Annotated in this window: 27 protein-coding genes; 11 read left to right on the top strand and 16 right to left on the bottom strand. The window is 70.8% G+C overall.

What is annotated here, in order from left to right:
• Positions 1 to 4 precede the first annotated feature (4 nt).
• The 5 genes from YIM_RS03765 to YIM_RS03745 are packed head-to-tail and all read right to left on the bottom strand — an operon-like array spanning position 5 to position 4723.
• Positions 5 to 1171: a glycosyltransferase 87 family protein gene (locus tag YIM_RS03765; protein ID WP_228004537.1), complete on the bottom strand. Its 1167-nt coding sequence runs from the start codon at positions 1169 to 1171 to the stop codon at positions 5 to 7.
• 30 nt (positions 1172 to 1201) lie between these two features.
• Positions 1202 to 2335 (bottom strand): ABC transporter permease, encoded by a 1134-nt coding sequence (locus YIM_RS03760; RefSeq protein WP_153036768.1) that lies wholly within the window; start codon positions 2333 to 2335, stop codon positions 1202 to 1204.
• Positions 2336 to 2394: 59 nt separating this feature from the next.
• Positions 2395 to 3087, bottom strand: a complete 693-nt coding sequence (locus YIM_RS03755) for an ABC transporter ATP-binding protein (protein ID WP_153028999.1) — start codon at positions 3085 to 3087, stop codon at positions 2395 to 2397.
• Positions 3084 to 4181, bottom strand: a complete 1098-nt coding sequence (locus YIM_RS03750) for a peptidoglycan-binding protein (protein WP_153028998.1) — start codon at positions 4179 to 4181, stop codon at positions 3084 to 3086. Before YIM_RS03750 ends, YIM_RS03755 begins: the two co-directional genes overlap by 4 nt.
• Positions 4182 to 4189: 8 nt before the next feature.
• Complete coding sequence (locus YIM_RS03745; protein ID WP_153028997.1) at positions 4190 to 4723, bottom strand: hypothetical protein; 534 nt, start codon at positions 4721 to 4723, stop codon at positions 4190 to 4192.
• Between the two features lie 170 nt (positions 4724 to 4893).
• Between YIM_RS03745 and YIM_RS03740 the strand changes: the two genes are divergently transcribed.
• From YIM_RS03740 to sepH, 3 genes are all read left to right on the top strand, one after another.
• Complete coding sequence (locus YIM_RS03740; protein WP_153028996.1) at positions 4894 to 5553, top strand: response regulator transcription factor; 660 nt, start codon at positions 4894 to 4896, stop codon at positions 5551 to 5553.
• Positions 5550 to 6719 (top strand): cell wall metabolism sensor histidine kinase WalK, encoded by a 1170-nt coding sequence (locus YIM_RS03735; RefSeq protein ID WP_153028995.1) that lies wholly within the window; start codon positions 5550 to 5552, stop codon positions 6717 to 6719. Before YIM_RS03740 ends, YIM_RS03735 begins: the two co-directional genes overlap by 4 nt.
• Positions 6720 to 6925: 206 nt before the next feature.
• A complete protein-coding gene (gene sepH / locus YIM_RS03730; protein ID WP_153028994.1) occupies positions 6926 to 7795 on the top strand; it encodes a septation protein SepH in 870 nt (289 codons plus the stop codon).
• A gap of 49 nt (positions 7796 to 7844) precedes the next feature.
• On the opposite strand, the gene YIM_RS03725 is transcribed toward sepH, so the two are convergent.
• Entirely contained in the window at positions 7845 to 8201 is a 357-nt protein-coding gene (locus YIM_RS03725) for an MmcQ/YjbR family DNA-binding protein (RefSeq protein WP_153028993.1), read from the bottom strand.
• A 17-nt stretch (positions 8202 to 8218) separates the two neighbouring features.
• Here YIM_RS03725 and YIM_RS03720 point away from each other — a divergent pair, with 17 nt between their 5' ends.
• Complete coding sequence (locus YIM_RS03720) at positions 8219 to 8368, top strand: hypothetical protein (RefSeq protein WP_153028992.1); 150 nt, start codon at positions 8219 to 8221, stop codon at positions 8366 to 8368.
• Here YIM_RS03720 and YIM_RS03715 read toward each other — a convergent pair.
• Together YIM_RS03715 and YIM_RS03710 are read right to left on the bottom strand one after the other, a co-directional pair.
• The gene (locus tag YIM_RS03715; protein WP_153028991.1) at positions 8365 to 8934 is read right to left on the bottom strand and encodes a DUF2537 domain-containing protein; all 570 of its coding nucleotides are present in this window, start codon (positions 8932 to 8934) and stop codon (positions 8365 to 8367) included. The two genes, YIM_RS03720 and YIM_RS03715, sit on opposite strands and share 4 nt — an antisense overlap.
• A gap of 40 nt (positions 8935 to 8974) precedes the next feature.
• Positions 8975 to 9808 carry an RNA methyltransferase gene (locus YIM_RS03710; protein ID WP_153028990.1) on the bottom strand — a complete coding sequence of 278 codons (834 nt, stop codon included), beginning with the start codon at positions 9806 to 9808 and terminating at the stop codon, positions 8975 to 8977.
• 196 nt (positions 9809 to 10004) lie between these two features.
• Here YIM_RS03710 and YIM_RS03705 point away from each other — a divergent pair, with 196 nt between their 5' ends.
• From YIM_RS03705 to YIM_RS03685, 5 genes are all read left to right on the top strand, one after another.
• Complete coding sequence (locus YIM_RS03705; protein ID WP_153028989.1) at positions 10005 to 11501, top strand: glutamate-cysteine ligase family protein; 1497 nt, start codon at positions 10005 to 10007, stop codon at positions 11499 to 11501.
• Positions 11502 to 11590: 89 nt separating this feature from the next.
• The gene (locus YIM_RS03700; RefSeq protein ID WP_153028988.1) at positions 11591 to 12193 is read left to right on the top strand and encodes a TetR/AcrR family transcriptional regulator; all 603 of its coding nucleotides are present in this window, start codon (positions 11591 to 11593) and stop codon (positions 12191 to 12193) included.
• A gap of 72 nt (positions 12194 to 12265) precedes the next feature.
• A complete protein-coding gene (locus YIM_RS03695; protein WP_153028987.1) occupies positions 12266 to 12937 on the top strand; it encodes a heme oxygenase (biliverdin-producing) in 672 nt (223 codons plus the stop codon).
• Positions 12938 to 13119: 182 nt separating this feature from the next.
• Entirely contained in the window at positions 13120 to 13743 is a 624-nt protein-coding gene (locus YIM_RS03690; RefSeq protein ID WP_113694714.1) for a superoxide dismutase, read from the top strand.
• Between the two features lie 86 nt (positions 13744 to 13829).
• Positions 13830 to 14579, top strand: coding sequence for an arylamine N-acetyltransferase (locus YIM_RS03685; protein WP_153028986.1), 750 nt, complete (start codon positions 13830 to 13832; stop codon positions 14577 to 14579).
• A gap of 122 nt (positions 14580 to 14701) precedes the next feature.
• On the opposite strand, the gene YIM_RS03680 is transcribed toward YIM_RS03685, so the two are convergent.
• The 4 genes from YIM_RS03680 to YIM_RS03665 are packed head-to-tail and all read right to left on the bottom strand — an operon-like array spanning position 14702 to position 18563.
• Positions 14702 to 15229 carry a hypothetical protein gene (locus tag YIM_RS03680; protein ID WP_153028985.1) on the bottom strand — a complete coding sequence of 176 codons (528 nt, stop codon included), beginning with the start codon at positions 15227 to 15229 and terminating at the stop codon, positions 14702 to 14704.
• A gap of 57 nt (positions 15230 to 15286) precedes the next feature.
• Complete coding sequence (locus tag YIM_RS03675) at positions 15287 to 16639, bottom strand: MFS transporter (protein WP_194240033.1); 1353 nt, start codon at positions 16637 to 16639, stop codon at positions 15287 to 15289.
• Between the two features lie 5 nt (positions 16640 to 16644).
• Positions 16645 to 17076, bottom strand: coding sequence for a MarR family winged helix-turn-helix transcriptional regulator (locus YIM_RS03670; RefSeq protein ID WP_153028984.1), 432 nt, complete (start codon positions 17074 to 17076; stop codon positions 16645 to 16647).
• A 44-nt stretch (positions 17077 to 17120) separates the two neighbouring features.
• Positions 17121 to 18563, bottom strand: coding sequence for an NCS2 family permease (locus YIM_RS03665; protein WP_153028983.1), 1443 nt, complete (start codon positions 18561 to 18563; stop codon positions 17121 to 17123).
• Between the two features lie 53 nt (positions 18564 to 18616).
• On the opposite strand from YIM_RS03665, the gene YIM_RS03660 reads away from it, so the two are divergent.
• Positions 18617 to 18904, top strand: a complete 288-nt coding sequence (locus YIM_RS03660; RefSeq protein ID WP_228004536.1) for a DUF2530 domain-containing protein — start codon at positions 18617 to 18619, stop codon at positions 18902 to 18904.
• Here YIM_RS03660 and YIM_RS03655 read toward each other — a convergent pair.
• The gene (locus tag YIM_RS03655) at positions 18843 to 19880 is read right to left on the bottom strand and encodes a YafY family protein (protein WP_153028981.1); all 1038 of its coding nucleotides are present in this window, start codon (positions 19878 to 19880) and stop codon (positions 18843 to 18845) included. The two genes, YIM_RS03660 and YIM_RS03655, sit on opposite strands and share 62 nt — an antisense overlap.
• Positions 19881 to 19941: 61 nt before the next feature.
• Between YIM_RS03655 and YIM_RS03650 the strand changes: the two genes are divergently transcribed.
• On the top strand, positions 19942 to 21096 hold the full coding sequence (locus YIM_RS03650) for an NAD(P)/FAD-dependent oxidoreductase (RefSeq protein WP_228004535.1): 1155 nt from the start codon (positions 19942 to 19944) through the stop codon (positions 21094 to 21096).
• On the opposite strand, the gene YIM_RS03645 is transcribed toward YIM_RS03650, so the two are convergent.
• From YIM_RS03645 to YIM_RS03635, 3 genes are all read right to left on the bottom strand, one after another.
• Complete coding sequence (locus tag YIM_RS03645; protein WP_153028979.1) at positions 21093 to 22178, bottom strand: IS630 family transposase; 1086 nt, start codon at positions 22176 to 22178, stop codon at positions 21093 to 21095. The genes YIM_RS03650 and YIM_RS03645 overlap by 4 nt on opposite strands.
• Positions 22179 to 22239: 61 nt before the next feature.
• Positions 22240 to 25002 (bottom strand): sacsin N-terminal ATP-binding-like domain-containing protein, encoded by a 2763-nt coding sequence (locus tag YIM_RS03640; RefSeq protein WP_153028978.1) that lies wholly within the window; start codon positions 25000 to 25002, stop codon positions 22240 to 22242.
• On the bottom strand, positions 24986 to 25777 hold the full coding sequence (locus YIM_RS03635) for a DUF3027 domain-containing protein (protein ID WP_153028977.1): 792 nt from the start codon (positions 25775 to 25777) through the stop codon (positions 24986 to 24988). The genes YIM_RS03640 and YIM_RS03635 overlap by 17 nt, the downstream gene beginning before the upstream one ends.
• Positions 25778 to 25792: the final 15 nt, after the last annotated feature.

Raw genomic sequence — 25792 nt, 5'->3', positions numbered from 1 at the left:
GCCGTCATTCTGCCCGTGCGGTCCGACAACTTCGAGCGACCCACGCGAGCGCACCGAGCAACAGCGCGCCGAGCAGCACGTAGCTCTCGCGCAGCGGCCACACCTCGCGATGGTTCCACAGTGGACTGTCCACGAACACGTACACCGACGACGCGGCGAGCGCGAGCAGGACCACCTGCCGCACCCGGTTGCCGTCGCGCCAGGCCAGCAGCACCAGCAGTCCGACCACCGGCCCGCTCCACACCCAGTGGTGGGTCCAGGAAACCGGCGACATCAGCAGCGCGCCCAGCGCGCAGGCCAGCATCGCGAGCACGCGGTTCCCGCCCGCCAGCGCCCGGCGGACCACCAGCGCGGTCACCACCAGCACGACCACCACCGCGAGCTGCCACACCAGGCTCTGCGCACCCGGTTCCCAGCCGAAGCGGGCGATCATGCCGCGCAGCGACTGGTTCCCGATGTACCCGGGATCCCCGATCCGCTCCCCCGCGAACACCAGCTCGGTCCAGTAGTGCGCCGACGCCGACGGCGAGATCAGCCAGGCCGCCGCGGCGCAGCCGGCGAACGCCATCGCGGCCCTGCCCGCCGCCTTGAAGTCCTTCTCCAGCAGGAGGACCAGGACAAAGGCGGCCGGGGTGAGCTTGACCGCGGCCGCGATGCCGAGCAGCACCCCGCGACCGCGGCGCACGGCCAGCAGGTCGACCGCGACCATCAGCATCAGCAGCAGGTTGATCTGGCCGAAGCCGAGCGTGGCGCGCACCGGCTCGCTGAGCAGCGCGACCGCCTGCACGGCCAGCACCGCGGCCCCGGCGGCGAGGAGTTTCGGCTGGTAGGGGGCCAGGGTCAGGGCGAGCACCGCGCCGAGCGCGAGCACCCCGACCGCGGTGATCGCCACCAGGGTCAGGCCGTGCGGCAGCACCACCAGCGGCGCGAAGGCGATCGCGGCGAAGGGCGGGTAGGTGAACGGCAGCCAGGTCCCGTTGCGCGTCGGCGGCAGCGGGCCGTACGGATCACCGCTGGTGAAGAAGGCCTCCGCGCCGTTCCGGTAGACGTCCAGATCGAGCCCGTCCAGCCGCTTCCACACCAGCACCACGGCCAGCAGCACGAGTTCCACGGCCACCAGCGCGGCGAGCGTGCGGCGGCCCGTGTTGCCGGATTCGATGCTGCGCGTCACCCGGTCATCCAACACGAACCGCCGCGACGGTCAGGCCAGGGCCTGCGTGGGTGGCAGGCGCGCCGCCCGCATCGCGGGATAGGCCCCGGCCACCGCGCCGACCACGGCGGCCACCCCGACCCCGCCGAGCAACGCGGGCACCGGCAGCACCGCGGGCCAGTCCTGGCTCAGCGAGTACCCGGCGGTCGCCAGCACGCCGAGCAGCACCCCGCAGGCACCACCGAGCCCGGACAACAGCATCGACTCGGTGAGGAACTGCCCGCGCACCTGCCCGCGGGTGGCCCCGAGCGCCCGCCGCAGGCCGATCTCCCGGCGGCGTTCGAGCACCGAGATCACCATGGTGTTGGCCACCCCGACCCCGCCGACGAGCAGCGCGACCCCGCCGAGGCCGAGGAACAGCGCGCTGTAGGTGTTCTCGGTGAGCCGCTGCGCCTCGATCGCGTCCGACGGCCTGCTCACCTTGACCTCCTCCGGGTGCGCCGGGTTCAGCGTGGCCGCCAGCACCTGGCGCACACTGTCCAAACGCGACTCTTCGGCTCGCACGTACACCGTGCTGGGGTGGCCGTCGAAACCGAGGTGGCGCTGCGCGGCGGGCCAGCCGACCAGCGCCGCGCGCTCGATCTCGGTGGCCAGCGGCATCGGGTCGAGAACGCCGATCACGGTGAACCACTTGTCACCGATCCACACCTGCGGCCGGTGCTGGGCGTCCACCCGGTCGATCCCGAGCCGCGTGGCGGCGACCGAACCGAGCACCACCACCGGGTAGTCGCTGTTGGCCGCACCCAGGAACTCCCCCGCCTTCAGGCTGCCCTCCAGCAGGCCGAGCAGGTCCGGGTTCGCCGCCAGCACGGACAGCCCGGAGGTCTCGGATTCGGGCACCTTGTCGTTGCGGCGCACCGTTTCCCCGGTGTTTCCGGTGGCCGCGGCCGCCTCCACCGGGCCGATCCGCTCGGCCATCGGCACGGCGGTGTCGGGCAGCACGGCGTCCTCGCCGAACAGGGTCTGCCCGGGTTCCGCGCGCAGCAGGTTGGTGCCCAGCGCGGCCAGCTGGTCCTGCAGCGCCTTGGCGCTGGACTCCGGGATCGCCAGCACGGAGACCATCGCGGCGATGCCGATCGCGATGCCCAGCGCGGAGAGCACCGCGCGCAACGGCCGCGTGCGCATTCCGTGCGAGCCGAGCGAGAGCAGGTCCACCGGACCGAGCCGGGCGGGTGGCGGCGGCTTCACCGCAGCACTCCGACCGGGGTGCCGGTGTCGAGCCGGATGGTGCCGTCGAGCACGTCGATCCGGCGTGGCGCGGCGGCCGCGATGTCGCGGTCGTGCGTGATCAGCACGACGGTGGTGCCGTCACCGCTCAGCTCGGCGAGCAACCGCAGCACCGACGCGCCGTTCTCGGTGTCCAGGTTCCCGGTCGGCTCGTCGGCGAGCAGGATCATCGGGCGGTTGACCACCGCCCTGGCGATGGCCACGCGCTGCCGTTCCCCGCCGGACAGCTCGCTCGGCAGGTGCCCGGCGCGGTGCGCGAGGTGGACGCGGTCGAGCGCGGCCAGCGCCCGCTCCTTGCGCTGCCGCCGCGGCACGCCCGCGTACAGCAGCCCGGTGGCCACGTTGTCCACGGCGGACACCCCGTCGTTGAGGAAGAACTGCTGGAAGACAAAGCCGATCCAGCGCGAGCGCAACGCGGAGAGCTGCCGGTCCGACAGCTCGGCCACGTCCAGCCCGCCCACCTCGACCCGGCCGGTGGTCGGCCGGTCCAGCGTGCCCATCAGCTGCAGCAGGGTGGACTTGCCGGAGCCGGACGGCCCGGCGATGGCCACCATCTCACCGTCCTCAATGGACAATGAGACTTCACGGAGTGCGCGCACGCCACCGGGATAGGTGCGTCCGGCGGCGTGCACGGTGAGCACCGGGCTCATGAGGTGGTCACCACCTTGTTGCCTTCGGCCAGCCCGTCGCCGGTGACCTCGACCCGACCGCCCGCGAACAACCCGGGATCGACCGCCACCAGACGCCGTTGCGCACCTTCGACGACCTCCACCGCGTAACCGCCCTCGGCGAGCGCGAGCAACGCCCCGACCGGCACCGCCAGCACACCTTCGCGCTGCCCGGTGGTGACCACCACCTCGACCGGTGCCGAATCGAAGCCCGCGGTCGCCGGATCGTCCGGCTTCACCGTGACGGCCACCTTCGGCTTGTCCTGACCACCGGGAGCGCCTTCCTCACCGGAGTCGGATTCGACCTCGTTGCCGACGGCCGTGACGGTGCCCTTGACCTGCTTGCCACCGGCGATCGACAGGTCCACCTTGTCGCCCACCTTGAGCAGGCCCTGCTTGGCCACCTCGACCTCCACGGTGACCACGCGCTCGGTACCGGTTCCCTTGAGCAGCGGACCGGTGCCCTCCCCGCCGAGCTTCGCGCTGACCGTGCCGACCCGCAGCGAACCGGTGTCCACCACCACGTCGGCGGGCGTGAGCGTGCCGGTTTCCTCCAGCTTCAACGACTTCTGCCACTTGCGGACGGCGGTCGCGGTGGCCGCGGTGAACTTCTCGTCCGGTTTGCCGAAACCTCCGAAGCCCAGGTCGCGCAGGTTCTCCTCGAGCACCTTCACGTCCGGGCCGTTGCCCGCGCCTTCGCCGAGATCCCGGTAGAACGGGATCGAGCCGTAGAACAACGGCACCGGTTTGTCGTCCACTTTGTACACCGGCTTGCCGCGGTCGACGACGTCACCGGCACTGGGCAGCCAGGTGATCGTGCCCGGTTTGCGCCCGGCGATCTCACGCTCGGCGCCGTAGCCGAGCGTGCCGTCCATGGTCTCCTGCTCGGCGAGGTCGGTCCTGGTCACCTCGGCCGTTTCCACCGGCGCCGCGGCGGGCGGACCCTCGTCGGCGGAGCCGGCGGCCACCCTGGCCACCACCACGGTCGCCCCGGTGCCGAGCACCGCCACCCCGGCCAGCGCCGCCAGCAGCCACCGCGTGCGCCGGGAGCGGCGCACCTGTTCGATCTCGGTCACGGATTCGCTCACTTCGCCGGGACCGCGCGCATGGCGGGCATCCCGTCACCGGCACACGCTTCCATCGCCTTCTGCGTCTTCGGGTCCTGCGGATCGATGTCCGGCAGGGCCATGCCGGGGTTCTGCGGGTCCGGGTCCGGCACGTCGATGCCGTTGTCACGGAAGCACTGCGCCATCTTGCGCATGTTGTCCAGCTCTTCCGGTGTCGGCGGCTGGGGCACCCCGCCGTTGGGCAGCAGATGGCGGCAGGCCTCGTTCGCCTTCTCCGCCTTCGCCATGTCCTCGGCCCCACCACCGGCCTCGAGGACGATCTTGCCGTCCACCGGGTCCGGCATGTCGATGCCGTTCTCCCGCATGCAGCGGGCGAAGGCGAGCTGCTCGTCCTGGGTGAACTCGTCGTCGGCCGCCGCGGGTGCCTGGCTGCTCTGCCCGTTCGAGCCGTTGAGGCTGGCGACCCCGTCACCGCCGGGGTCGTCGCCACCCCCGCAGGCGGTCAGCGAGAACGCCGCCGCCACGAGCACCAGTCCGTACCTGAACCTCATGCCATCTCCTCCTCGGGTGCGGAGGGCGGGGCCGCCCCCGACGAACGACCCCGCCCGGTGGCCGAAGTTCTACGGATCAGGTGATCTGCGCCCGTTAAGCGAAGTCGCTTATCTCCCCCTTATCCCCTCTTGAAGGAAACTGTGCGGACGAGGGGAAGAGGGAGGCCTTGGTGCGGGTGCTCGTCGTCGAGGACGAACGGCTGCTGGCGGACTCCGTCGCCGAAGGACTGCGCAGGCTGTCCATGGCGGTCGACGTCTGTTACGACGGCGGACAGGCGCTGGAACGGATCGGCGTGCACGCCTACGACGTGGTGGTGCTCGACCGGGACCTGCCGGTGGTGCACGGCGACGAGGTGTGCCGTGCGGTGCTGGGCAGCGGCGGGGTGGCGCGGGTGCTGATGCTGACCGCCGCGGCCGAGGTGGAGGACCGGGTCACCGGGCTCGGCCTCGGTGCCGACGACTACCTGACCAAGCCGTTCGCCTTCGCCGAGCTGGTGGCGCGCGTGCAGGCGCTGTCGCGGCGGGCCAGGCCCGCGCTGCCGCCGGTGCTCGAAGCCGGTGGTGTGGTGCTGGACCTGCCCCGCCACCAGGCCGCCAGGGACGGGCGGTTCCTGCCGTTGTCACCGAAGGAGTTCGCCGTGCTCGAAGTGCTCATGCGGGCCGAAGGCGCCGTGGTCAGCGCCGAGGAACTGCTGGAGAAGGCGTGGGACGAGCACGCCGACCCGTTCACCAACGCGGTGCGGGTCGCGGTGATGACCCTGCGGCGCAAGCTCGGCGCGCCGGGGCTGATCGAGACGGTGCCCGGCGCCGGTTACCGGTTCGGCTCGTGAAGGGGCTGCGCCTGTCCGTCCGGACCAAGCTGACCGCGCTCTACGGCGGGCTGTTCCTGGTCACCGGGATCGTCCTGCTGCTGATCAACTACCTGCTGGTCAGCACCACGCTCCCGGCCACGCAACCGTTTGCCTCCGCCGCCGTGGCGGCCCGCGCACCGGCGGGCGCGGCGGTGCCCGCGGGCCCGGCCGACACGCAGGTGTACCCGACCACGCCCACGATCGAGGTGGTCACCACCTCGCTCGACGAGTACCGCAGCTCGACCCTGTCCAACCTGCTGCTGCAGTCGGGTATCGCGCTGGTCATCGCCGCCGGGCTGGCCGTGCTGCTGGGCTGGCTGACCGCGAGCCGGGTGCTGCGGCCGGTGCACGAGGTCACCTCGGCCGCGCGCAAGCTCGGCGCGGAGAACCTGGACCGCCGGATCAACCTGGACGGCCCGTCCGACGAGCTGAAGGAACTGGCCGACACCTTCGACCGCATGCTCGACCGGCTGGCCGGCTCGTTCGACAGCCAGCGGCGGTTCGTCGCCAACGCCTCGCACGAGCTGCGCACCCCGCTGGCCGTGCAGCGCACGCTGATCGAGGTGGCGCTGGCCGATCCGGAGGTCACCCCGCAGGTGCGGCGGCTCGGCGAGCACCTGCTGCACACCAACGAGCGCAGCGAGCGCATGATCGAGGGCCTGCTCACGCTGGCCCGCAGCGATCGCGGACTGCCGAGCCGGGTGCCGGTGCAACTCGCCGAGGTCGCCGCGAACGTGGTGCGCGCGCTCGCCCCGCTGGCCGCCGAGCACGAGGTCGAGGTGAGCACCGACCTGGCCGAGCGGACCGTGGCCGGTGATCCGGTGCTGCTCGAACGCCTGGTCACGAACCTGGTGGAGAACGCCATCCGCTACAACCGGCCCGGCGGCACGGTGCACGTCCGTGTCGGCCGCAACCCGGCGCTGACCGTGCAGAACACCGGCCCGGTGATCCGCGCCGACGCCATTCCCGGGTTGTTCGAACCGTTCCGGCGGCTCGACCACGAGCGCACCAGCGGCGCGAAGGGCGCCGGGCTCGGCCTGTCCATCGTGCGTTCGGTGGCCCAGGCGCACGACGGCAGCGTCTACGCCCAGCCCGCCGAGTCCGGCGGCCTGGTCGCCGGGGTTTGGTTACCGGAATCGAGATGAACGATCACTCCGCGTGTCGGCGCGGTTCGCGGGCGGTCTTCGGGCAAGATCATCGAAAGAAGTGAACAGATGCGTCAAGCATCGGCGCGCCTACCGCGTCAAGCCGACGCGCCGAAGTAGCCTGGACACCCACACGAGTGTTCCTCGTGCGGATTCGGATTCGGCCGTGGGTTGACGGAGTGGAGAGCAGCGGGGAGGCGAGGAAGATGCGAGCGCTGAGGGTGGTCGGGTTGCACGAGGACGGCCGGTCCATCGTGTGCGAAGACACGGCCCGCGGTGAGCGCTTCCTGCTGCCCGCCGACGAGCGACTGCGGGCGGCCGCCCGCGGCGACATCACGCGACTGGGGCAGATCGAAATCGAGCTGGAGAGCCAGATGCGTCCACGCGAGATCCAGGCCAGGATCCGAGCCGGGGAGTCCGTCGAGCAGGTAGCCAACAGCGGGGGCATCCCGGTGGCGCGCGTGGAGCGGTTCGCCTATCCCGTGCTGCTGGAGCGCTCGCGCACCGCGGAGATGGCCCAGGCCGCGCACCCCGTCCGCGAGGACGGCCCGGACGTGCAGACGCTCGGTGAGGTGGTGGCCTACGCGTTCGGCGTGTTCGGCCAGGACTACACCAACGCCAGCTGGGACTCGTGGAAGGGCGAGGACGGCAAGTGGGTGGTCGGCCTGAACTGGCAGACCGGCCGCTCGGACAACCGCGCGCACTGGTGCTTCGCGCCGGGTGCGCACGGTGGCACCGTCTCCGCGCTGGACGAGAACGCCCAGGCGCTGATGGACCCGAACGCCTACCGCTCGCTGCGGGCGGTGGACGCGCTCGGCAGGCCGTCGGCGGCGGCTCCGGTGGAGGAGCCGCCCGCGCCGGAGGTCGTCGAGGAGACCGTGGTCGAGGCGCCGGTGGCCGAGGTCGCCGAGGAGGTGGCCACCGCCACCGCGGATGGCGGGCTGGCGCTGCCCGGGGTCGAGGAGCAGGTGGAGGCCGCCAAGGCCGCGCCGCGCCCGGCCAAGAAGAAGAAGGGCCACCCGGCGGTGCCCGCGTGGGAGGACGTCCTGCTCGGGGTCCGTTCCTCTCGCGGGTAAGAACGGCGCGAAGCGTTCCGTTGAGGGCGGTGGCGGGCTGGCGGGTGGGCTAACCCAGCTTCGCGACCAGGGTTTTCGGCGCGATCTGCTTGTACGCCTCGGTGACCACCGCGGCCAGTTCGGTCCAGTCCACCTCCACGTCGAGGTAGACCCCGAGCCAGCCGCGGTGGCCCACGTAGGGCGGGCGGAAGAACCGGTCCGGCTCGGCCTCGACGAGTTCCTCCTGCACCCCGGGCGGGGCCGCGCACCAGAACCCGAGCCGGTCGTCGTGGTGGTGGTCGGAGTAGGTGACGAAGACCTTCTTGTCCCGCACGAACCAGGTCGGCTCGCCGTGGCTGAGCCGTTCCGTGGTCTCCGGCAGCGCGAGGCAGAGCCGGCGGAGCTTCGCGAGCGCTTGGTCGGTCATCGAGCGATTATGGGCGCATGACCGAGCCTGAGCACAGCGATGAACCACTGGATCCCGCCGACGAAGAAGGCCCAGTGGGCGGCGGCTACACCGGCGGCATCCGGGACCTGATCAACCACGTCCAGGACAGCAGGAACGACCAGGACGACAGCGACGACAGCGACTAGGCGAAAACCACGGCCAGCACGCCGATCCACGAGAAGGCGATGCCCGCCGCCGCGCCCAGGACGACCCAGCGCAGGATCGGCAGCTTCCGCCCCAGCCACAGCGAAGGGGCCAGCCCGGCCGAGACCAGGACCGCCGCGACGAAGGCCAGCAAGCCGCTCGTCTCCGCGGCCAGGGTCCGCGCCAGCGCCAGCATCGCGACGAAAACCACCACCCCGACAAAGGCGGCCACGGTCAGCCCGGTCGCCCACGGGGTCGGTTCCTCGGGTCGCTTCTCCCGCGCGTGCCGCACTAGGGCTTCCGGAGGAGGCACCACCGAACCCGCGTCGGTCACCGGGTCGACGTAGTAGACCGGCGTGCCCATCACCTCGGCGACCCGGCCGGCCAACTGACGGCCGCGCTGCGAGACCACGGCGGCGGCTTCGCGATCGCCGTTGGCGCGGCGGACGGCGGCGGCGACCCTGGCCCACTCGTGCAACGCGTCGGCGAGGTCCGCGCCGATCGCCACGTTGTGCGGATCGACCTCCTCACCGAGCACCGCGCGCTCACCGCGGACCCGCAGTTCCACTCTCGCCAGCCTCCCGCTCGTTGTGCCGTCCGGCACAAACCTACCGAGCGCCACCGAGTTCGTAGAACGCGACGGCCGCGGCGGTGGCCACGTTGAGCGAGTCGACACCGTCCGCCATCGGGATCCGGACCGCGAGATCGGCCGCGGCCAGCGCTTCTTCGGTCAGCCCCGGCCCTTCCGAGCCGACCAGCACGGCCACCCGCTCCAGCTCCGAGGCCCGCAGTTCGCGGAGGTCGACCGAACCGGGACGCGGCGTCAGCGCGGCCACGCGGTAACCGTGTTCTCGCAGCAGGCCGAGGCCGTCCGGCCACGGCTCCAGCCGCGCGAACGGCACGCGCAGCACGTTGCCCATCGACACTCGGACGCTGCGCCGGTACAGCGGATCGGCGCAGCCCGGCCCGAGCAGCACGCCGTCGATGCCGAGCGCGGCGGCGTTGCGGAACAACGAACCCAGGTTTTCGTGATCACCGACGCCTTCGAGCACCGCCAGTGTCCGAGCCTGCGCGATCAGTTCACGCGCGTCGGGTTGTGGTGCGCGGTCGGCGACCGCGAGCACGCCGCGGTTGAGGTGGAAGCCGACCACGTCGGCCATCGTCTGCGCGGGAGTGACGTAGGCAGGCACGTCCACCGGGGCGAGTTCTTCGCCCAGTTCCTCGATCCGCCGCTCGACACCGAGCAGAGCCCGCACGGGATAAGGCGATTCCAGCAGTCGCCGCACCACCACCGTGCCCTCGGCGATGACAAAACCGCGCCCGCCGGGACGATCCGGGCGCCGATCCGCGGTGGAGAGGTTTCGGAAGTCGTTCAACCGGGGATCAGCCGGGTCATGGAGGTGAATGGTGTGGGCCACCCGGCGAGTCTGCCATCCGGTCATCCCACCGGCCGGTGGGCCGAACGACTCGGGCGCACTAGTACAAACGGATGATTATCGCGGATAGTTAAGGAAAGGTAACTCACAGCACCAGTTTGGGCCTAGCTCATCTGCATGGGCTGTGTAACGGTTGTCCGCCGGGCTGGCAAACGCCAAGGCGCGCAGGGGCGGCCTCGGCCGGAACGAACAGGGATGGGCCATGGGCAAGGACGTGTCAGCGGACCCGTTCAACCCCCGCGACCGGGGGCGTTACCGAAGAAAGGTGCAGCGCTGTCTCGACACCCTCGCCCGGATGCTCTCGGATGGGAGTTTTTCCTTTCCCCGCAAGCACATCGGGCTCGAGGTCGAGCTGAACCTGGTGGACGAGAAGATGCGGCCGTCGATGACGAACGCCGCGGTGCTGGAGGCGCTGGACGATCCGTCGTTCACCACCGAACTGGGGCAGCACAACATCGAGCTGAACGTGCCGCCCCGCCCGCTCGCCGGGGATTCCGCGCTGGAACTGGAAGACGAGCTGCGCTCCTATCTCGACCGGGCCGGCGCCAAGGCCCGTGAGAAGCATTCGCACGTGGCGCCGATCGGCATCCTGCCGACCCTCGGCCACGAGCACTTCGATCAGAAGTGGCTCACGCCGAACGCGCGTTATTCCTTGCTGAACGACCAGATCTTCGCCGCGCGCGGCGAGCAGACCGTGCTGTCGATGGAGGGCGCGGCACTGCCGGGACAGAAGGCCGAACGCCTGCGCAGCTATGCCGAATCGATCCTGCCCGAGGCCGCGTGCACCTCGGTCCAGTTGCACCTGCAGGTCGCGCCGGAGGAGTTCGCCCCGCACTGGAACGCCGCCCAGTGCCTGGCCGGGGTGCAGGTGGCGCTCGGCGCGAATTCGCCGTTCCTGCTGGGCAAAGCGCTCTGGCACGAAACGCGGATCCCGTTGTTCCTGCAGGCCACCGACACCCGGCCGGAGGAGCTGAAGAACCAGGGCGTGCGGCCGCGGGTCTGGTTCGGCGAGCGCTGGATCACCTCGATCTTCGACCTGTTCGAGGAGAACGTCCGCTACTTTCCCGGCCTGCTACCGGAAACGGACGCCGAGGATCCGGTTGAGGCACTGGAGGCCGGGCAGGCGCCGAAGCTGACCGAACTGCGCCTGCACAACGGCACGGTGTGGCGCTGGAACCGGCCGGTGTACGACGTGGTGGACGGAAAACCCCATCTGCGGGTGGAAAACCGGGTGCTGCCCGCCGGGCCGACGGTGCTCGACACGATGGCCAACGCGGCGTTCTTCTACGGCGCCCAGCGCGCGCTGGCCGAGGCGGAACGCCCGATCTGGACCCAGATGTCCTTCCAGGCCGCCGAAGAGAACCTCTACGCCGGCGCGCGCAACGGCTTCGACGCGCAGTTGTACTGGCCGGGCATCGGCTGGATCCCGCCGGATGAACTGGTGCTGCGCATCCTGCTCCCGCTCGCGCACGACGGGCTGCGGCAGTCCGAAGTGTCCGATGTGGCCAGAGAGCGCTACCTCGGGGTGATCGAGCAGCGCTGCCTGACCCGGCGCACCGGCGCCCGCTGGCAGCGGGACACCGTGCGACTGGCGCAGGAGCGGGGCGCCGACCGCGAGTCGGCACTGGCGAGCATGCTGGCGCGCTACCTCGAACTGGCCCAGAGCAACGAGCCGGTCCACAACTGGCCCGTCGAATAGCCGCGCCTGACACCGGGCCCCGGTGCCTCGCCGAGAGCGGCGCCGGCGGCCGCGGGCGGGATAGAATCGCACCTTCCCGGGAGGTGCGGATGCCCAAGATCATCGGCGGTTCGCTGAACGCGCATCGCGAGCAGGTCCGCGAGCGGGTGTTCACCGCCCTGCGCAACCAGCTCTACGAGCGCGGGTTCGACGCGATCACGCTGGCCGGGGTGGCCGCCGAGGCCGAGCTGGGCCGCACCGCGATGTACAACCACTTCCCGGACAAGGAGAGCCTGCTCGTCGCCTTCGTCGAGGAGGAGGCGGCCCAGTACGTGCGACGGCTGGAGGCCGCGGTCGACGCGGCCGCCGACCCGGTGGACCAGCTGGCCGTGTTCGTCCGGTTGCAGTTGCGCGCGCTGGCCGAGTACCACCTGCCGCCCGGTGGCGCGCTGGCCACCACGCTCGGCCCGGCCTCCTACCGGCGCATCGCCGCGCACGCCGACCCGATCACCCAGCGCCTGCGCACCATTCTCACCGACGGCATGGCGGCCGGGCGGCTGCCGGAGGAGGACCCCGACCTGCTCATCCCGATGATCACCTCCGCGCTGGCCAGCCGCCAGATCATCGACGTGCCCGCCGAGCAGCTGGACGCCGCGATCGCCGGGGCGGTCCGGTTCATCCTGCGCGCGGTCGGGGTGAAAACCGGCAAATAAGGGTAGCCTAAGTCGCGGATATCGCTTACGCTCTTTCTGACAGGTTGTCAGAAAGTCTGGAGGGCGCGTCCCATGGCTGCACCGGTGACCGAGGAACTGGCCCTGCGCCCGTTCTCCGAATCCCTCCGCAACTCGACCAAGGCCGTGCACGAGCGCGCACACCACTCCAGCTACATGGACGCCCTGCTCAGCGGCTCCCTCACGCTGGAGGGCTACGGCCTGCTCGCGGCCCAGTACTACTTCATCTACCGCGCGCTGGAGCAGGTCACCGACGCCATGGCGGGCGACCCGGTCGGTGGTGACTTCGTCATCGACGAGCTGCGCCGCCTACCCGCGCTCGAAGCCGATCTGACCTTCCTGCTCGGCGAGAACTGGGCCGAGAAGATCGAGCCGGTCCCGGCGACCACCGCCTACGTCGCCCGGCTGGGCCGGATGACCGGCTGGGCCGGTGGCTACGTGGCCCACCACTACACGCGCTACCTCGGCGACCTCGCCGGTGGCCAGGTGGTGCGCGCGCTGCTGAAGAAGACCTACGACGTCACCGGGCCGGGCGCGTTGTTCTACGACTTCGAGAGCGCGGGCAGCCCGAGCGCCTTCCGCAAGCGCTACCGCGCGCTGCTCGACGCGGCGCCGTGGGGCGTGGACGAACGCCGCCGGATCATCGACGAGACGCTGATGGCCTTCGAGCTGAACATCGCGGTGCTCGCCGACCTCGCCGAAGTCACCGGCCTGGAGTCGGCCTGATCACACCGCGTTGACCTCCACCAAGCTGGAGGTAGCACGCTGGGTTTGCGGTGGTGGTACCCCGGGTACCGCCACCGGAGCGGCGTTGTCCCAGCCGGCGGCCCCAGCTCGCCCGGACCTGGTGAAAGGCACTAGGTTTGACAGCGCAAGAAACCTGCGTCGAACAAGAAGAAGGAGGGCCGATGGCCCGCTACGAGCTTCCCGACCTCGACTACGACTACGGCGCCCTCGCCCCGCACATCTCCGGCGAGATCAACGAGCTGCACCACAGCAAGCACCACGCGACCTACGTCAAGGGCGCGAACGACACGCTGGACAAGCTCGAGGCCGCCCGTGAGGCCAACGACTTCGGTTCCATCGTCGGACTCGAGACCACCCTGGCCTTCAACCTGGCCGGGCACGCCAACCACGTGGTGTGGTGGAAGATCCTGTCGCCGGAAGGCGGCGACAAGCCGACCGGCGAGCTGGCGGCCGCGATCGACGAGGCCTTCGGCTCGTTCGACAAGTTCAAGGCCCAGTTCACCGCGGTGTCCACCACCATCCAGGGCAACGGCTGGGGCGCGCTCTCCTGGGACCCGATCGGCAAGACGCTGATCACCCAGCAGCTGCGTGACCACCACAACAACCTGATCCTGCCGACCACGCCGATCCTGCTGGTCGACGTCTGGGAGCACGCGTTCTACCTGGACTACAAGAACGTGAAGCCGGACTACGTCAAGGCGCTGTGGAACATCTTCAACTGGGCCGAGATCAGCAAGCGGTTCGACAACGCCGTCGCCGGCGGCAACGGCCTGCTGCTGGGCTGACCCACCGCTCGACCCACGGGGCTCTCCCACACCGGGAGGGCCCCGTTTTTTGACCTCCACCGCGGTCGAAGGTGCAGGCTGAGGTCATGGACGCCTACCTGAACCGCCTCGGCCTGAGCGAGCGGCCCGCCGCTGATCTCGACGGCCTGCGCCTGCTGCAGCGCACGCACCTGGCGAAGGTGCCCTTCGAGAATCTCGACATCCATCTCGGCGTGCCGATCGCGCTGACCGAAGAGTCCGTTGTGGACAAAATCGTGCACCGGCACCGCGGCGGCATCTGCTACGAGCTGAACGGCGCCTTCGCGCTGCTGCTGCGCGACCTCGGCTTCGACGTGACCATGCTCGGCGCGGCCACCTTCCGCGAGAACGGCGAGCTGTACCCGAAGCTGGCGCACCTGGCGCTGCGCGTGGACCTGGACGAGCCGTGGCTGGTGGATGTCGGCTTCGGCCGGTTCGCGCGGCAGCCGCTGCGGCTGACCGATCCCGGCGAGCAGCCCGACGAGGACGGCGTGTTCACCGTGACCGAGCTGCCGACCGGGCAGTTCGAGGTGCACCACGACGGCTCGCCCGCCTACCGCGCCGACCCGCTGCCGCTGCGCCTGGCCGACCTGGGGCCGAGCTGCTACTGGACGACAACCTCGCCGGAGTCGTCGTTCACCAGGAAACCGAGCTGCTCCTTGCGCACCGACGCCGGGCGGTTCACGCTTTCCGGTGATCGGCTGATCAGCACCGTCGACGGTGAGCGGACCGAGGAGGCACTGGCGGACGACGCCACGATCCTGGCCGAATACCGGACTCGATTCGGCGTCGAGCTGGATCGGGTACCCCGGACATGAACGAGGCCCCGCTCCCGGGGTGCCCGGTTGCGAGGCCTCGTCCGTTCCCGAACTGACTGCCGCTCCCACCACGAAGCGGACATGTATGAGGTTAGCCTAACCTCATAGGTCGACGCAAGGGGTCAGTTGCTGTTGCCGCGCTTCCAGCCGAGGTAGTTGCCGAAGTAGTGCTGCTTGGCGTGGCCGATCTTGCCGTTCACGCTGGTCGCCCACACTCCACCATTTCCATCGGCAAGGCCGACGTGTCCATACTTCGAGATGTTCCAGAAGACGAAGGCGCCGCGCGGCGGGGTGCCGGTGGTGTGCCGGGCGCCGTCGGAGGAGCGCCAGTGGGCGATCGCGCTGGCGTGGTGGGTCTTGCGGTTCCAGGCCAGTCGCACGGCGCGCTCGCAGTAGCCCTGGTAGGCGGTGCTGCCGTTGCGGTTCCTGAACCAGTTGATCGCGCCGTTGGCGGTCTGCGCGGCTTCGAAGCCGGTGTCCTCCGGCCCGAGCAGCGCGGTCGGGTCGGCGATGTCCGCGGCGGTGACCTCGCTGTACAGGTCGACCGGCTCGGCCGACACCGACGCTGACGCCGTCGCCGCGCCGGTGGTCCCGGCGAACACCAGCGCGGCGGCCAGCGCGATCGCCCGGCCGAACTTGTTGAGCTGCATGTTTCCTCCCAGTTCTTCGACTTCGGGAGGAGCGTGCAGCGAGGCGCTACGCGTTCGCTAAGCGCGCCGGTCGAGCACGCGCAGGCCGGGGAACCGGCGGCGAGGCAGGCTGACCCCGCCACGGCGCACCAGGATCACCGCGCACACCAGCGCGGCCAGCGCCGAAACCGCACCACCGATGACAAACGGCGACCGCCCGCCGAAGGCCTCGGCCAGCCAGCCGGTCATCGGCGCGCCGATCGGGTTGCCGCCGACCAGCACCAGCACGTACAGCCCCATCACGCGGCCGCGCATCTGCGGGCTGACCGCGGTCTGCACCAGCGCGTTCGCCGTGTTCAGAAAGGTGATGGTGGCGTAGCCGAGCGGGATCAGCGCGATGCCGAAGGCGAGATAGGTCGGCATGTACCCGGTGGCGACCTCCAGCAACCCCAGCGCGAGCGCGGACAGCAGCAGCACCCGCACACGCGGGCGGCCCCGTGACCCCCGCCTGGCCGACATCAGCGCGCCGGTGAAGGTGCCGACGGCGAGCAGCGTGGACAGCAGGCCGTAACCGTCGGCCTCGGTGCCGAACACGTTGGCGGCCACGATCGCCAGCGAGGTGAAGAAGGTGATGCCGAAGGTGCTGACGAAGAACACCAGCACCATCACGGTCATCAGGTCGGCGCGGCGCCGCACGTAGCTCAGGCCCTCGCGCAGCTGCCCCTTCGCGCGTTCCACCCGCGGCCCGCGGAAGAGCTTGTCCGGGTTCATCAGCAGCAGCCCGGCCAAAACGGCCAGCGTGCTCACCGCGTTCGCCAGGAACAGCCAGCCGGTGCCCACCCAGACGATCACAAAACCGGCGATGGCCGGGCCGACGATCCGCGCCATGTTGAAGATGGTGGAGTTCAGCGCGACCGCGTTCGCCACCTGCTCACGGCCGACCATCTCGGCCACGAACGACTGCCTGGTCGGCACCTCCATCGCGGCCACGCAGCCGAGCACGAAGCACAGCACAAACACGTGCCACATCTCGACCACGCCGGTGATGTCCAGCACGCCGAGCACCAGCGCCTGCGAGCCGGCCACGATCTGCAGGCCGAGCAGCAGCTTGCGCTTGTCCGCCCGGTCGGCGAGCACGCCGGCCCACAGCGAGAGGAACAGGATCGGGGTGAACTGCAGGCCGACCGCGATGCCAAGGGCCACCGGGTCGTTGCCGCTGAGGGTGAACACCAGCCAGTCCTGCGCGATGCGCTGCATCCAGGTGCCGATGTTGGAGATCACCTGGCCGCTGAAGAACAGCCGGTAGTTGCGGACCTTCAGCGAGCTGAACGTGCCGGCTCTGCGCGGGCGCTCGGCGGGAACGGGTACCGATTCCCGGGTAGCTGTCGTCGTGGGAGTGGACTCGGCTTCGCTACCCAGGTTTCTCGGCACCGCTGTTAGTTCCCCGCCATCCTGTCGATGATCTCGGCGGCTCGGGAGAGCACTTCGCGCTCCTCGCCGCTCAACTCCGCCAACTGCGCGTCCAGCCAGGCCTCCCGCACGGAGATGGTCTGCTGGATGTAGGCCACCCCGGTCGCCGACAACTCCACGATGGCCTGCCTGCCATCGGTGGGGTGCGGCCGCCGTTCGACGTACCCCAGCTCCTCCAGCGCCGCGATCACCCTGGTCATCGACGGGGGCTGCACGCCCTCCTTGGCCGCCAGCTGCCCCGGGGTCAGTGCCCCGCACTTGTGCAGCGTGGACAGCGCCGAGATCTGGGTGAGCGAGATGGTCTCGGTCGCGCTCTGTGCCCGCAGCCGCCGGTTCAACCGGACGACGGACAGCCGCAGCCTGCTCGCGAGCGAGCGGTCCTGCACACTGTCGGGCATATAGTTAGCATACCTCACGATCGACGGACCGCGATGGCTGGTGCTCAGCCCAGCGCCGCCCGGATCGGCCCGATCGCGAAGTAGATCACGAACGCCACCGCGACCACCCACATCAGCGGGTGCACCCGGCGGGCCTTGCCGGTGGCCAGCTGGATCAGCACGTAGCTGACAAAACCGGCGCCGATGCCGTTGGCGATCGAGTAGGTGAACGGCATCACCACGATGGTCAGGAACGCGGGCAGCGCGATGGAGAAGTCACTGAAGTCGATCTCGGTGACCTGCCGGATCATCAGCGCGCCGACGATCACCAGCGCGGGTGCGGCCGCTTCCACCGGGACCACCTCGTACAACGGGGTGAGGAACATGGCGGCCAGGAACAGCAGGCCGGTGACCACGTTCGCCAGCCCGGTCCGCGCGCCCTCAGCGATGCCCGAGGCCGACTCCACAAAAACGGTGTTGGAGCTGGACGAGGCCGCTCCCCCGGCGACGGCCGCCGCGCTGTCGACGAACAGGGCCTTGCCGACGCCGGGCAGCTTGCCGTCCTTGTCGATCAACCCGGCTTCCTTGCCCAGCCCGGTCATCGTGCCGATGGTGTCGAAGAAATCGGTCAGCACCAGGGTGAACACCAGCAGCGCGGCGGTGATCGCCGGGATCTGCACCCAGGCGTCGAAGTTGAACTCACCGAGCAGGGACAGGTCCGGCACGCCGAGCACGTGATCCGGCAGGCCCGGGTAACCGAGGTTCCAGCCACGCGGATTGGTGCCCTGCGACGGGCCCGCGCCGACGACGGCCTCCAGCGCGATGGAGACCACGGTCGCGGTCAGCACGCCGATCAGGATGGCGCCGCGCACCTTCTTCGCCACCAGGATGCCGGTGAACACCAGGCCGAACACAAAGACCGCGGTCGGCCAGGAGGCGATCGAGCCGTCGATGCCGAGGCCGACCGGCACGGTGGTCTTCGCCGCGTCCGGCACCCGGCGCACAAAACCGGCGTCGACCAGGCCGATCAGGCAGATGAACAGGCCGATGCCGACGGCGATGGCGGCCTTGAGCGCGGCGGGCACCGCGTTGAACACCATCGTGCGCACGCCGGTGACCACCAGCAGCAGCACCACCAGGCCGTTGACCACCACCAGGCCCATCGCGGCGGGCCAGCTCATCTGCGGCGCGATGGTGACCGCGACCAGCGAGTTCACCCCGAGGCCGGTGGCGATGGCGAACGGGTAGTTGGCGACCAGTCCGAACAGGATGGTCATCACCCCGGCCACCAGCGCGGTCACCGCGGCGACCTGGCCGACCGGGAGGATGTTGCCGAACGCGTCCTTGTGCGCCCCGGCGTCGTCGGCGGAGAAGCTGCCGAGGATCAGCGGGTTCAGCACCACGATGTAGGCCATCGTGACGAAGGTGACGATCCCGCCGCGGACCTCACGCCCAGGCGTGGAACCGCGTTCGCTGATCTTGAAGAAGCCATCGATCTTTTGCTTCATCCCGGGGTTTCCCTGCCTCCGCTGTGATGCCGACGCGGGGTACCCTGCCTGACGTGGCCGAATCGATCAATTCCGGGGCGGTAAAGAGCAAGTTTCAGCACACTCCGGAGCTTCCGGAGCGCTGGATCGCGCTCTGGCCCGTGGTGGTCGCCGGCACCGGGCTGTGGGCGCTGGCCTTCCTCGTCCTGCTCGTGCTCAAGCTGCTCAACGGCACCGGTTCGGACGTGTGGCTGTGGACCTGCGTGGCCGGGGTCGGCCTCGGCTTCATCGGCCTCGGCATCATGACCTGGCAGCGGGCCGCCTTCCGCCGCGGCTCGAAGTCGGCTCAGCGGGGCGCGTAGCACCGGTCAACCGTCGCGCGAGGTGCCGGCACGCCTCGGCGAGGTCCGGCGGTTCGAGGTCGGTGAGATCGGCGTCGAAGGTGGCGAGAATGCCCGCGACGCCCGCCCACGACCAGGCTCCGAGCGTGAGCCGGCTGTGCTCGGCATCGAGGTGCTCGACCACCGATCCGCCCGGCGCCCAGCGAGCCACGACCTCCGCCGGCAGGTCGAGCCGGGCGCTGCCGGTGCACGGCCAGACCTCAAGGGTGTCGCCGCGGTCGTGGCTGCTCATGACGAAGTGCGCGAGATTGCCACCGGGGAGGTCCCTGGCGGTGAAGCGCTGCGTGGTCGGCCGCGGGTGCAGGCGGTCGACGCGGTGCACCCGCCACTGTTCGTCGGCGAGGTCGTAGGCGACGAGGTACCACCGGCCCGCCCACACGACGAGGTGGTGGGGTTCGACGCGGGCGCGCCGGAAGTCCTCTTCGCCGGGGTCGGGCCGGGTGCCGTCGGGCCGCAGGGTTTCGGTGACGAGGACCTGCCGGTGTCGCGCGGCGGTGCCGACGGCGGTGAGCGCGGCCGGGTCGATGGGTGGCGCGGGGAACTCCCAGTAGTTCCGCAGCCGGGTCAGGCGCAGGGACTCCATCGCGGCCCGGAGTTCGGCGGGCATGACCTGGTGCAATGTGGACAGTGCGCGGGCGGCGTCGTGGTCGAGGCCGAAGGTGGTGGTCGGCGCGGTCTGCAACGCCACCGCGACCGCGAGGGCCTGGTCGTGGTCGAACAGCAGCGGCGGCAGGGTGTGCCCGGCGCCGAGCCGGTAACCACCGTCGGGACCGTGGACGGTGGTGATCCGGTAGCCGAGGTCGCGCAGGGTCTCGATGTCACGGCGGGTGGTGCGGGTGCTGACACCGAGCCGGTCGGCGAGTTCGGGCAGCGGCCACTGCCGTCGCGACGCGAGCAGGGACAGCAGCCGCAACGCGCGGTGTGAGGTACTCGCCATCGCCCCATCCTGCCCAAGTCGTGGCCATTCGATGTCCACTACCGCTGCCAGAGTCGCGTTCATGCACAACACAGGCAAGGTCGTGGTGGTCGGTGGCGGGATCGGCGGACTCGCGCTGGGGGCGGGGCTGCGCCGCCGGGGGTACGAGGTCGCGGTGTACGACCGCGACACCGACGTGACCGCGACCGGCGGCTACCACATCACCCTGGACGAACGGGCGCAGTCGGCGCTGCGAACCCTGGTGGAACCGGAGATCGTGCGGCGGCTGCTGGCGTCGGGATCGGCGCTGCGGCTGCGCGAGCGCGACGTGTTCTGGGACCACCACGGCCGCGTGCTCGGGCACGGACCGGACCTGGGCGACAGCTCGAGCGTCGACGTCGACCGCATCACCCTGCGCAAGCTGCTGGCCGAGGCCGTCGGCACCGACCTCCACTTAGGACAGACCGTGGCCGGTGCCGGTCCCGGCCACGTGAGCTTCACCGACGGCACGTCCACCACGGCGGAGCTGGTGGTCGGCGCGGACGGCACGCATTCGGTGATCGCCAGGCAGTTGGCGGGCGGCCCGACCAACCAGCCGACCGGCCTCATCGGCTTCTCCGGCCGCACCCGGCGGCACGACCTCAGCCCCGCCGGGCAGGAGCGGCTGGGGCGGCGTTCCGGCTTCGCCATCGGCCCGCGGGCTTCCGCGCTCTACGTCGGTTTCCTCGATCCCGTCGGCAATGCCGCCCTCGACGCGCCCGAACTGCGGATGTCGGTGACCACCGGGCCCACCTACATCTGGGGTGTCATGCTCGCCGAATCCGCGGAAACCGAGCCGCTGCGGGAGCTGCGCGGGGAACAGCTGCGGGACGCGCTGCTCGACCGCTTCCGCGAGCGGGAGTGGGCCGGGCAGCTGCTGGAGGTTGTCGAACGTGCCGCGCCGGACAGCGTGGCGGGGTTCCGGTTCCACGCCGCCTCGACCAATGCCGACGACCTCGCGCCGTGGACCGCGGGCCCGCTCACCGCACTCGGCGACGCCGTGCACGCGACGCCGCCCACCGCGGGCCAAGGCGCGGGCGCGGCCATCCGCGATGCCGCCGGACTGCTCAACCACCTCGGCACCGCGACCAGCCTCACCGAAGCCGTGACCCGCTTCGAGGCCGACATGCGACGGCGTGGCGCCGAGGTCCTCACGCTCGGCATGGACACCGTCCGCCGAATCCTCGCCGCGCCCTAGTGTCCTGAGTTGTTAATTCGTGTGCAGTAGCGTGCGATGGAGTCGAGGATCTGGTCGGCGGTTTTGGTCCAGACGTAGGGTCGTGGGTCGTCGTTCCAGGTTTCGATCCAGGCGCGGATGTCGCGGTTGAGTGCGCGGACGCTGGTGTGGCTCGCGCGTTGGAGTTTCTTGGTCGTGAGTTCGGAGAACCAGCGTTCGACGAGGTTGAGCCAGGAACTCGACGTCGGGGTGAAGTGCACGACGAAGCGCGGATGACTGGCCAGCCAGCGTTTGATCACCGGGGTCTTGTGGGTCGAGACGTTGTCCATCACCAAGTGCACCGCCAGTTCGGCGGGCACTTCTTTGTCGATGGCGGTCAGGAATTTCTTGAACTCGATCGCGCGGTGGCGTGCGTGCAGCCGGCCGATGACCTTGCCGGTGGTGATGTCCAGTGCCGCATACAGGCTGGAGGTGCCGTGCCGGGTGTAGTCGTGCGTGGCGCGCTGCGGCGTGCCGGGCAGCATCGGCAGAACCGGAGCGGTGCGGTTGAGCGCCTGGATCTGGGACTTCTCGTCCACGCACAGCACCACCGCCCGCTCCGGCGGAGCGAGATAGAGCCCGGCGACGTCTTTGACCTTGTCCACGAACAACGGGTCCTTGGACAACTTCCATGATTCACGGCGATGCGGCTGCAGGCCGAACGCGTTCCAGATCCGCGTCACCGCGGTCTGGGTCAACCCCGACTCCGCGGCCATCGACCGGGTCGACCAGTGCGTGGCATTCGCGGGCGCCGACTCCAGTGTCGCGGTGATCACTGCCTCGACCTGCTCATCGGTGATCGTGCGCGGACGCCCAGGACGTGCCTCGTCCAGCAACCCATCCAGCCGGTCGGTCACGAACCGCGACCGCCACTTCGCCACCGTCGCCCGCGTAATCCCCAACTCCGCGGCGATCTCGCTGTTCGAGCCACCTTCGGCGCACCGCAACACAATCCGGGCCCGCAAGGCCAGCGCCTGCGCCGTCTTCCGGCGCCGCGTCCAGCACCGCAACATGCCCGCCTCGTCCTCGGACAACACCAACTCGGGCAGCTTCGGGTTCGGCATGCCACCGAACCCTACGCCTGCACACGAACTAACGACTCAGGACACTAGGTGGTTGCCATCACTAAGCGTGCAGGCTCTCCGCCGTCGGCTCGTCGAGGAAGGCGGTGATGGTGTGCCGGTCGTCCCAGCGGTTCATCGCCCAGGCCAGTGCTCGCGCCAGGCCTTCCGACGTGTCGGCGGCGTGCAGCTCGCCGTCCGACCACCACGGCACCGCGACCGAGCTGTCGCCGTACGCCACGGTCAGCTCCTCGTGGATGCGCACCCCGCCGTCCGGCAGCTCCAGCCCGAGCAGATCGGCGACCACCACCACGGCGGCCAGCTCGCGCCACGGGATGAACTCGCCTTCGCTGTCCACCCGCACTTCGACCACGCGCTCGCTGGCGAACGGCAGGTCCAGCAGCTCGGCCAGCCGCGCCGCGCGCTCCGCCCCGGGTAGCGCGGCGACCACCCGCGAGGCGGGCAGCACACCCAGCGGCCACGGGGTGTCCAGCACCACGGCGTCCTCGGCGTCGCACACCGAACCGTCCAGTGCGCGCACACGCGAAGGCACGTAGTCATCGGCGAACTCGGCGTCCGCGAGCACGGTGTGCGCCCGCGCCGCGAGCCCCGGCGAAACCTCGCGCGCGTCGTCCGCGAGCCGGTCCATCAGCTCGGCCACGTCGTCGGGGTCGGTGATCGCCAATGAGGTGCGCACCCCGGCGGCGATCAGCACCTCGTCGGGCAGGCCGACGTCCGGCACCGGGTCGTACAGCCCGGCCAGCGTGGTCGCGTCCGGCATGCGCCATTCGGCCGGCGCGCGCCCGGCCAGTTCGGCGTGCACGGCGAGCCAGCGCGCGGTCCGGCTGGCCGGGTCGGACAGCACGCGCCAGGTGTTCGGCCGCGCGGCGAGCAGGCGCAGCGCGTCGGGCCAGCGGTCGTCGGCGACCAGATCGAGGTCGCGGACCTCCGGCTCGTCTTCGTCTTCTTGCAGCACGAAGGTGTCCAGCACGCCCGCACCGGCGAGCACGTCGGCGGGCCAGTCCTCGGCGAAGTCGGCGTCGAGCACGTCCAGCGGGGCGTCCTCGCCGATCGCGTCCGGGTCGAAGATCTTCAGCAGCGGCGAGGTCGGCAGCACGAGTTCGTCGGCGCGCCGCCAGCCGCGTTCGGTCGGCAGCACGAGCGAACCCAGCCAGTCGACCGGCGCTTCGTAGGCCAGCCGCAGCACGGCCCCGGCCAGCGGGACCACGTCCGAACCCTCGGCACCGCGATCGACGGCCTCACGCAGGGCCGGTGACTCCAGCAGGTCGCGTGCCTCGGCCTGCTTGGCGCCGAGACGTTCCAGCAGCGGGTGCGCGGCGTCGGGGTGGACCAGGCGCAGGCCGCCGATCCCGGCCTCGGCGAGCAGTTCCAGCAGATCGTCGGCGGCGCCGAAGAGCAGGGAGCCACGCGGACCCGGCAGCGTGCGGCCGTCGACCAGCGGCACCGGCAGCCCGCCGAGTTCGCCGGCGGAGACCGAATGCGCCTCCAGCAACGGCAGGAGCTGGTCGTACAGCTCGCGCCACCAGGCCGGATCGCGCGAGATGCCGGTGATCTGCTCGATCACCTGCGCGATGCTGATCGGCTCCACACCGACCGGCGCGAGGTCGCGCTGCACCCGCGGCCCGGACAGCGAGATCAGCCCGGGAATCGCCTCGGCCAGCAGCTTGACCAGCTTCGGCGATTCGGCGGTGAGCACCTTGCCCCGGCCGCCGGTCAGGTCGTCACCGTCGGCGGCGGGCAGCCAGGCGTCCGCACGCAGCCGTTCGGTGATCAGCTCCCGCAGCGTGGTGTCCACTTCGGACAGTGGGAAGGTGGCGGCGGGCACCAGTGCCGGGCGGTACTCCGGGTGCAGCTTCCGCACCAGACCCGGGTACGCGGCGGCCGCGGCCGCCAGCGCGGCCCGCACGCCGGGGCCGGGCAGCACCCGGCGCCGCGACGGCTCGATCGGAATGGTCATGATCAGCCGGGCGGGCAGGGACAGGCGTTCGTCGGTGGGCGTCGGCGCGTGCAGCACGCTCGACTCCAGCCGGATCGGCTCGCCCGAGGCGAGCACCTGCACCGCCCAGACACAGTCGATGTCCAGCGAGCCGTGGCTCAGCCAGCGCCGGGTCCTGCCGTCCGGCGCGGTGATCACCAGCGCCCCGGCCACCTCGGAGCGCAGCCACACCCGGCCGTCCACGTCCACCCGGTTCAGCCAGGGCAGCGCGAGCAGCAGGTCCTCGGCGGCGGAGTCCAGCTCGGCCAGCAGCCCTCGACCGTCCACATCGGACCGCAACGGCAGCCGGACCTCGGTGTCGAAGCCCGAGGGCAGCGGCGGCTCGTCCGCCTCGGTCGGCCACGGCAGCCGGAGCACCGGCACCTCGCCGTCCCGTCCCGACTCGGCCCTGGTCCGCGCCGCCGAGAACCGCACACCGCCGGAGGTCGAGACCACTCGCGGCTCGTCGGTCACCGCGAGCACGGCGGCGAACCCGACGCCGAACCGGCCGACCAGGCCCTCGCCCTTCGCGGACGCGCGCAACGAGGCCAGTGAGGCCACGCCGGCCGCGTCCAGCGGGGCGCCGGTGTTCGCCACCCGCAGTTCGCCGTCCACAATGGACACCCGGAGGGTGCCCGGCCCGCCGCCCAGCTTCGCCGCGTCGGCGGCGTTCTGCGCGAGTTCGACGAACAGCCGGTCCCGGTAACCGCCGACGCGCAGGTCGCGCTCGGTGTTGGTGTCCTCGGTGAACCTCGTCGGCGAATCTCGCCAGGCCGTCAGTACGGGGGTGCGAATGCTCTCGGTGCCGAAGGGATCACTCGGAAGTGTCACTCGCGCGATTCTCTTCCTCTGCCGGAGCGGTGTCCAGCATCGAATCGTCGTAGACCAGCTCGGCCACCGGGATCGAAGAGGTCACCTCGACGCGGATCTCGGAATGCGCCCCGCAGCCGTAGGCCACGTCGACCACGTGCCCGTCCGCCGGCGAGATGTCGTTCGCGCAGGCCCCGAAGCCGGCCCGCATCGAACCGGCGAGCGGCAGGAAGAAACCACAGGTGCCGCAGGAGCCGGGCGCACTGCGCGCCATGTCCGAGCGGGGGCCGAACTCACCGCTGTGCCAGCGCGTGGCGGCGTCCTCGCGGCCGTAGCGCGAGAGCACGTGCACCCGGCCGAGGCCGATCTCGGTGGCGACCTCTTCCACCGCCGGGTCGTCGGAGGCCAGGTAACCCGGCGCGAGCCGGGGGTCGTTCTCGTCGGCCGGGAAGATGTCGCCGACGCCGAGGTCACCGGCGCGGACACGGCGCTCCCACGGGATCCAGGTGGGCGCGGTCAGCGCTTCGGGACCGGGGCGCAGCACGACCTCGCTCACCGTCACCGGTTCGCCGGGGCCCGCGGTGGCCACCGTGACCGACCATCGCCAGCCTCGGTAACCGGGCACGTGGGCCTCGAACAGGTGGGTGATGGACACGGCGTCCTCACGCTCGACGCCGGCGTGCGCCCCCACCTGCTCGGCCCCGGCATCCCGCTCGGCGGCCGATCGAGCCAGCTCGACGGCTTCGACCAGGGACTCCCGCACGGAACCGTCGTCGAAGGTCAGCAACAGCGTCATGGGTCCATGATGCCG

This window comes from Amycolatopsis sp. YIM 10 (genome assembly GCF_009429145.1).
In the GTDB taxonomy this organism is placed as follows: Bacteria; Actinomycetota; Actinomycetes; order Mycobacteriales; family Pseudonocardiaceae; genus Amycolatopsis.
Note: the sequence above shows the minus strand (reverse complement) of the source record. Positions and strands in the feature narration are given on the sequence as shown.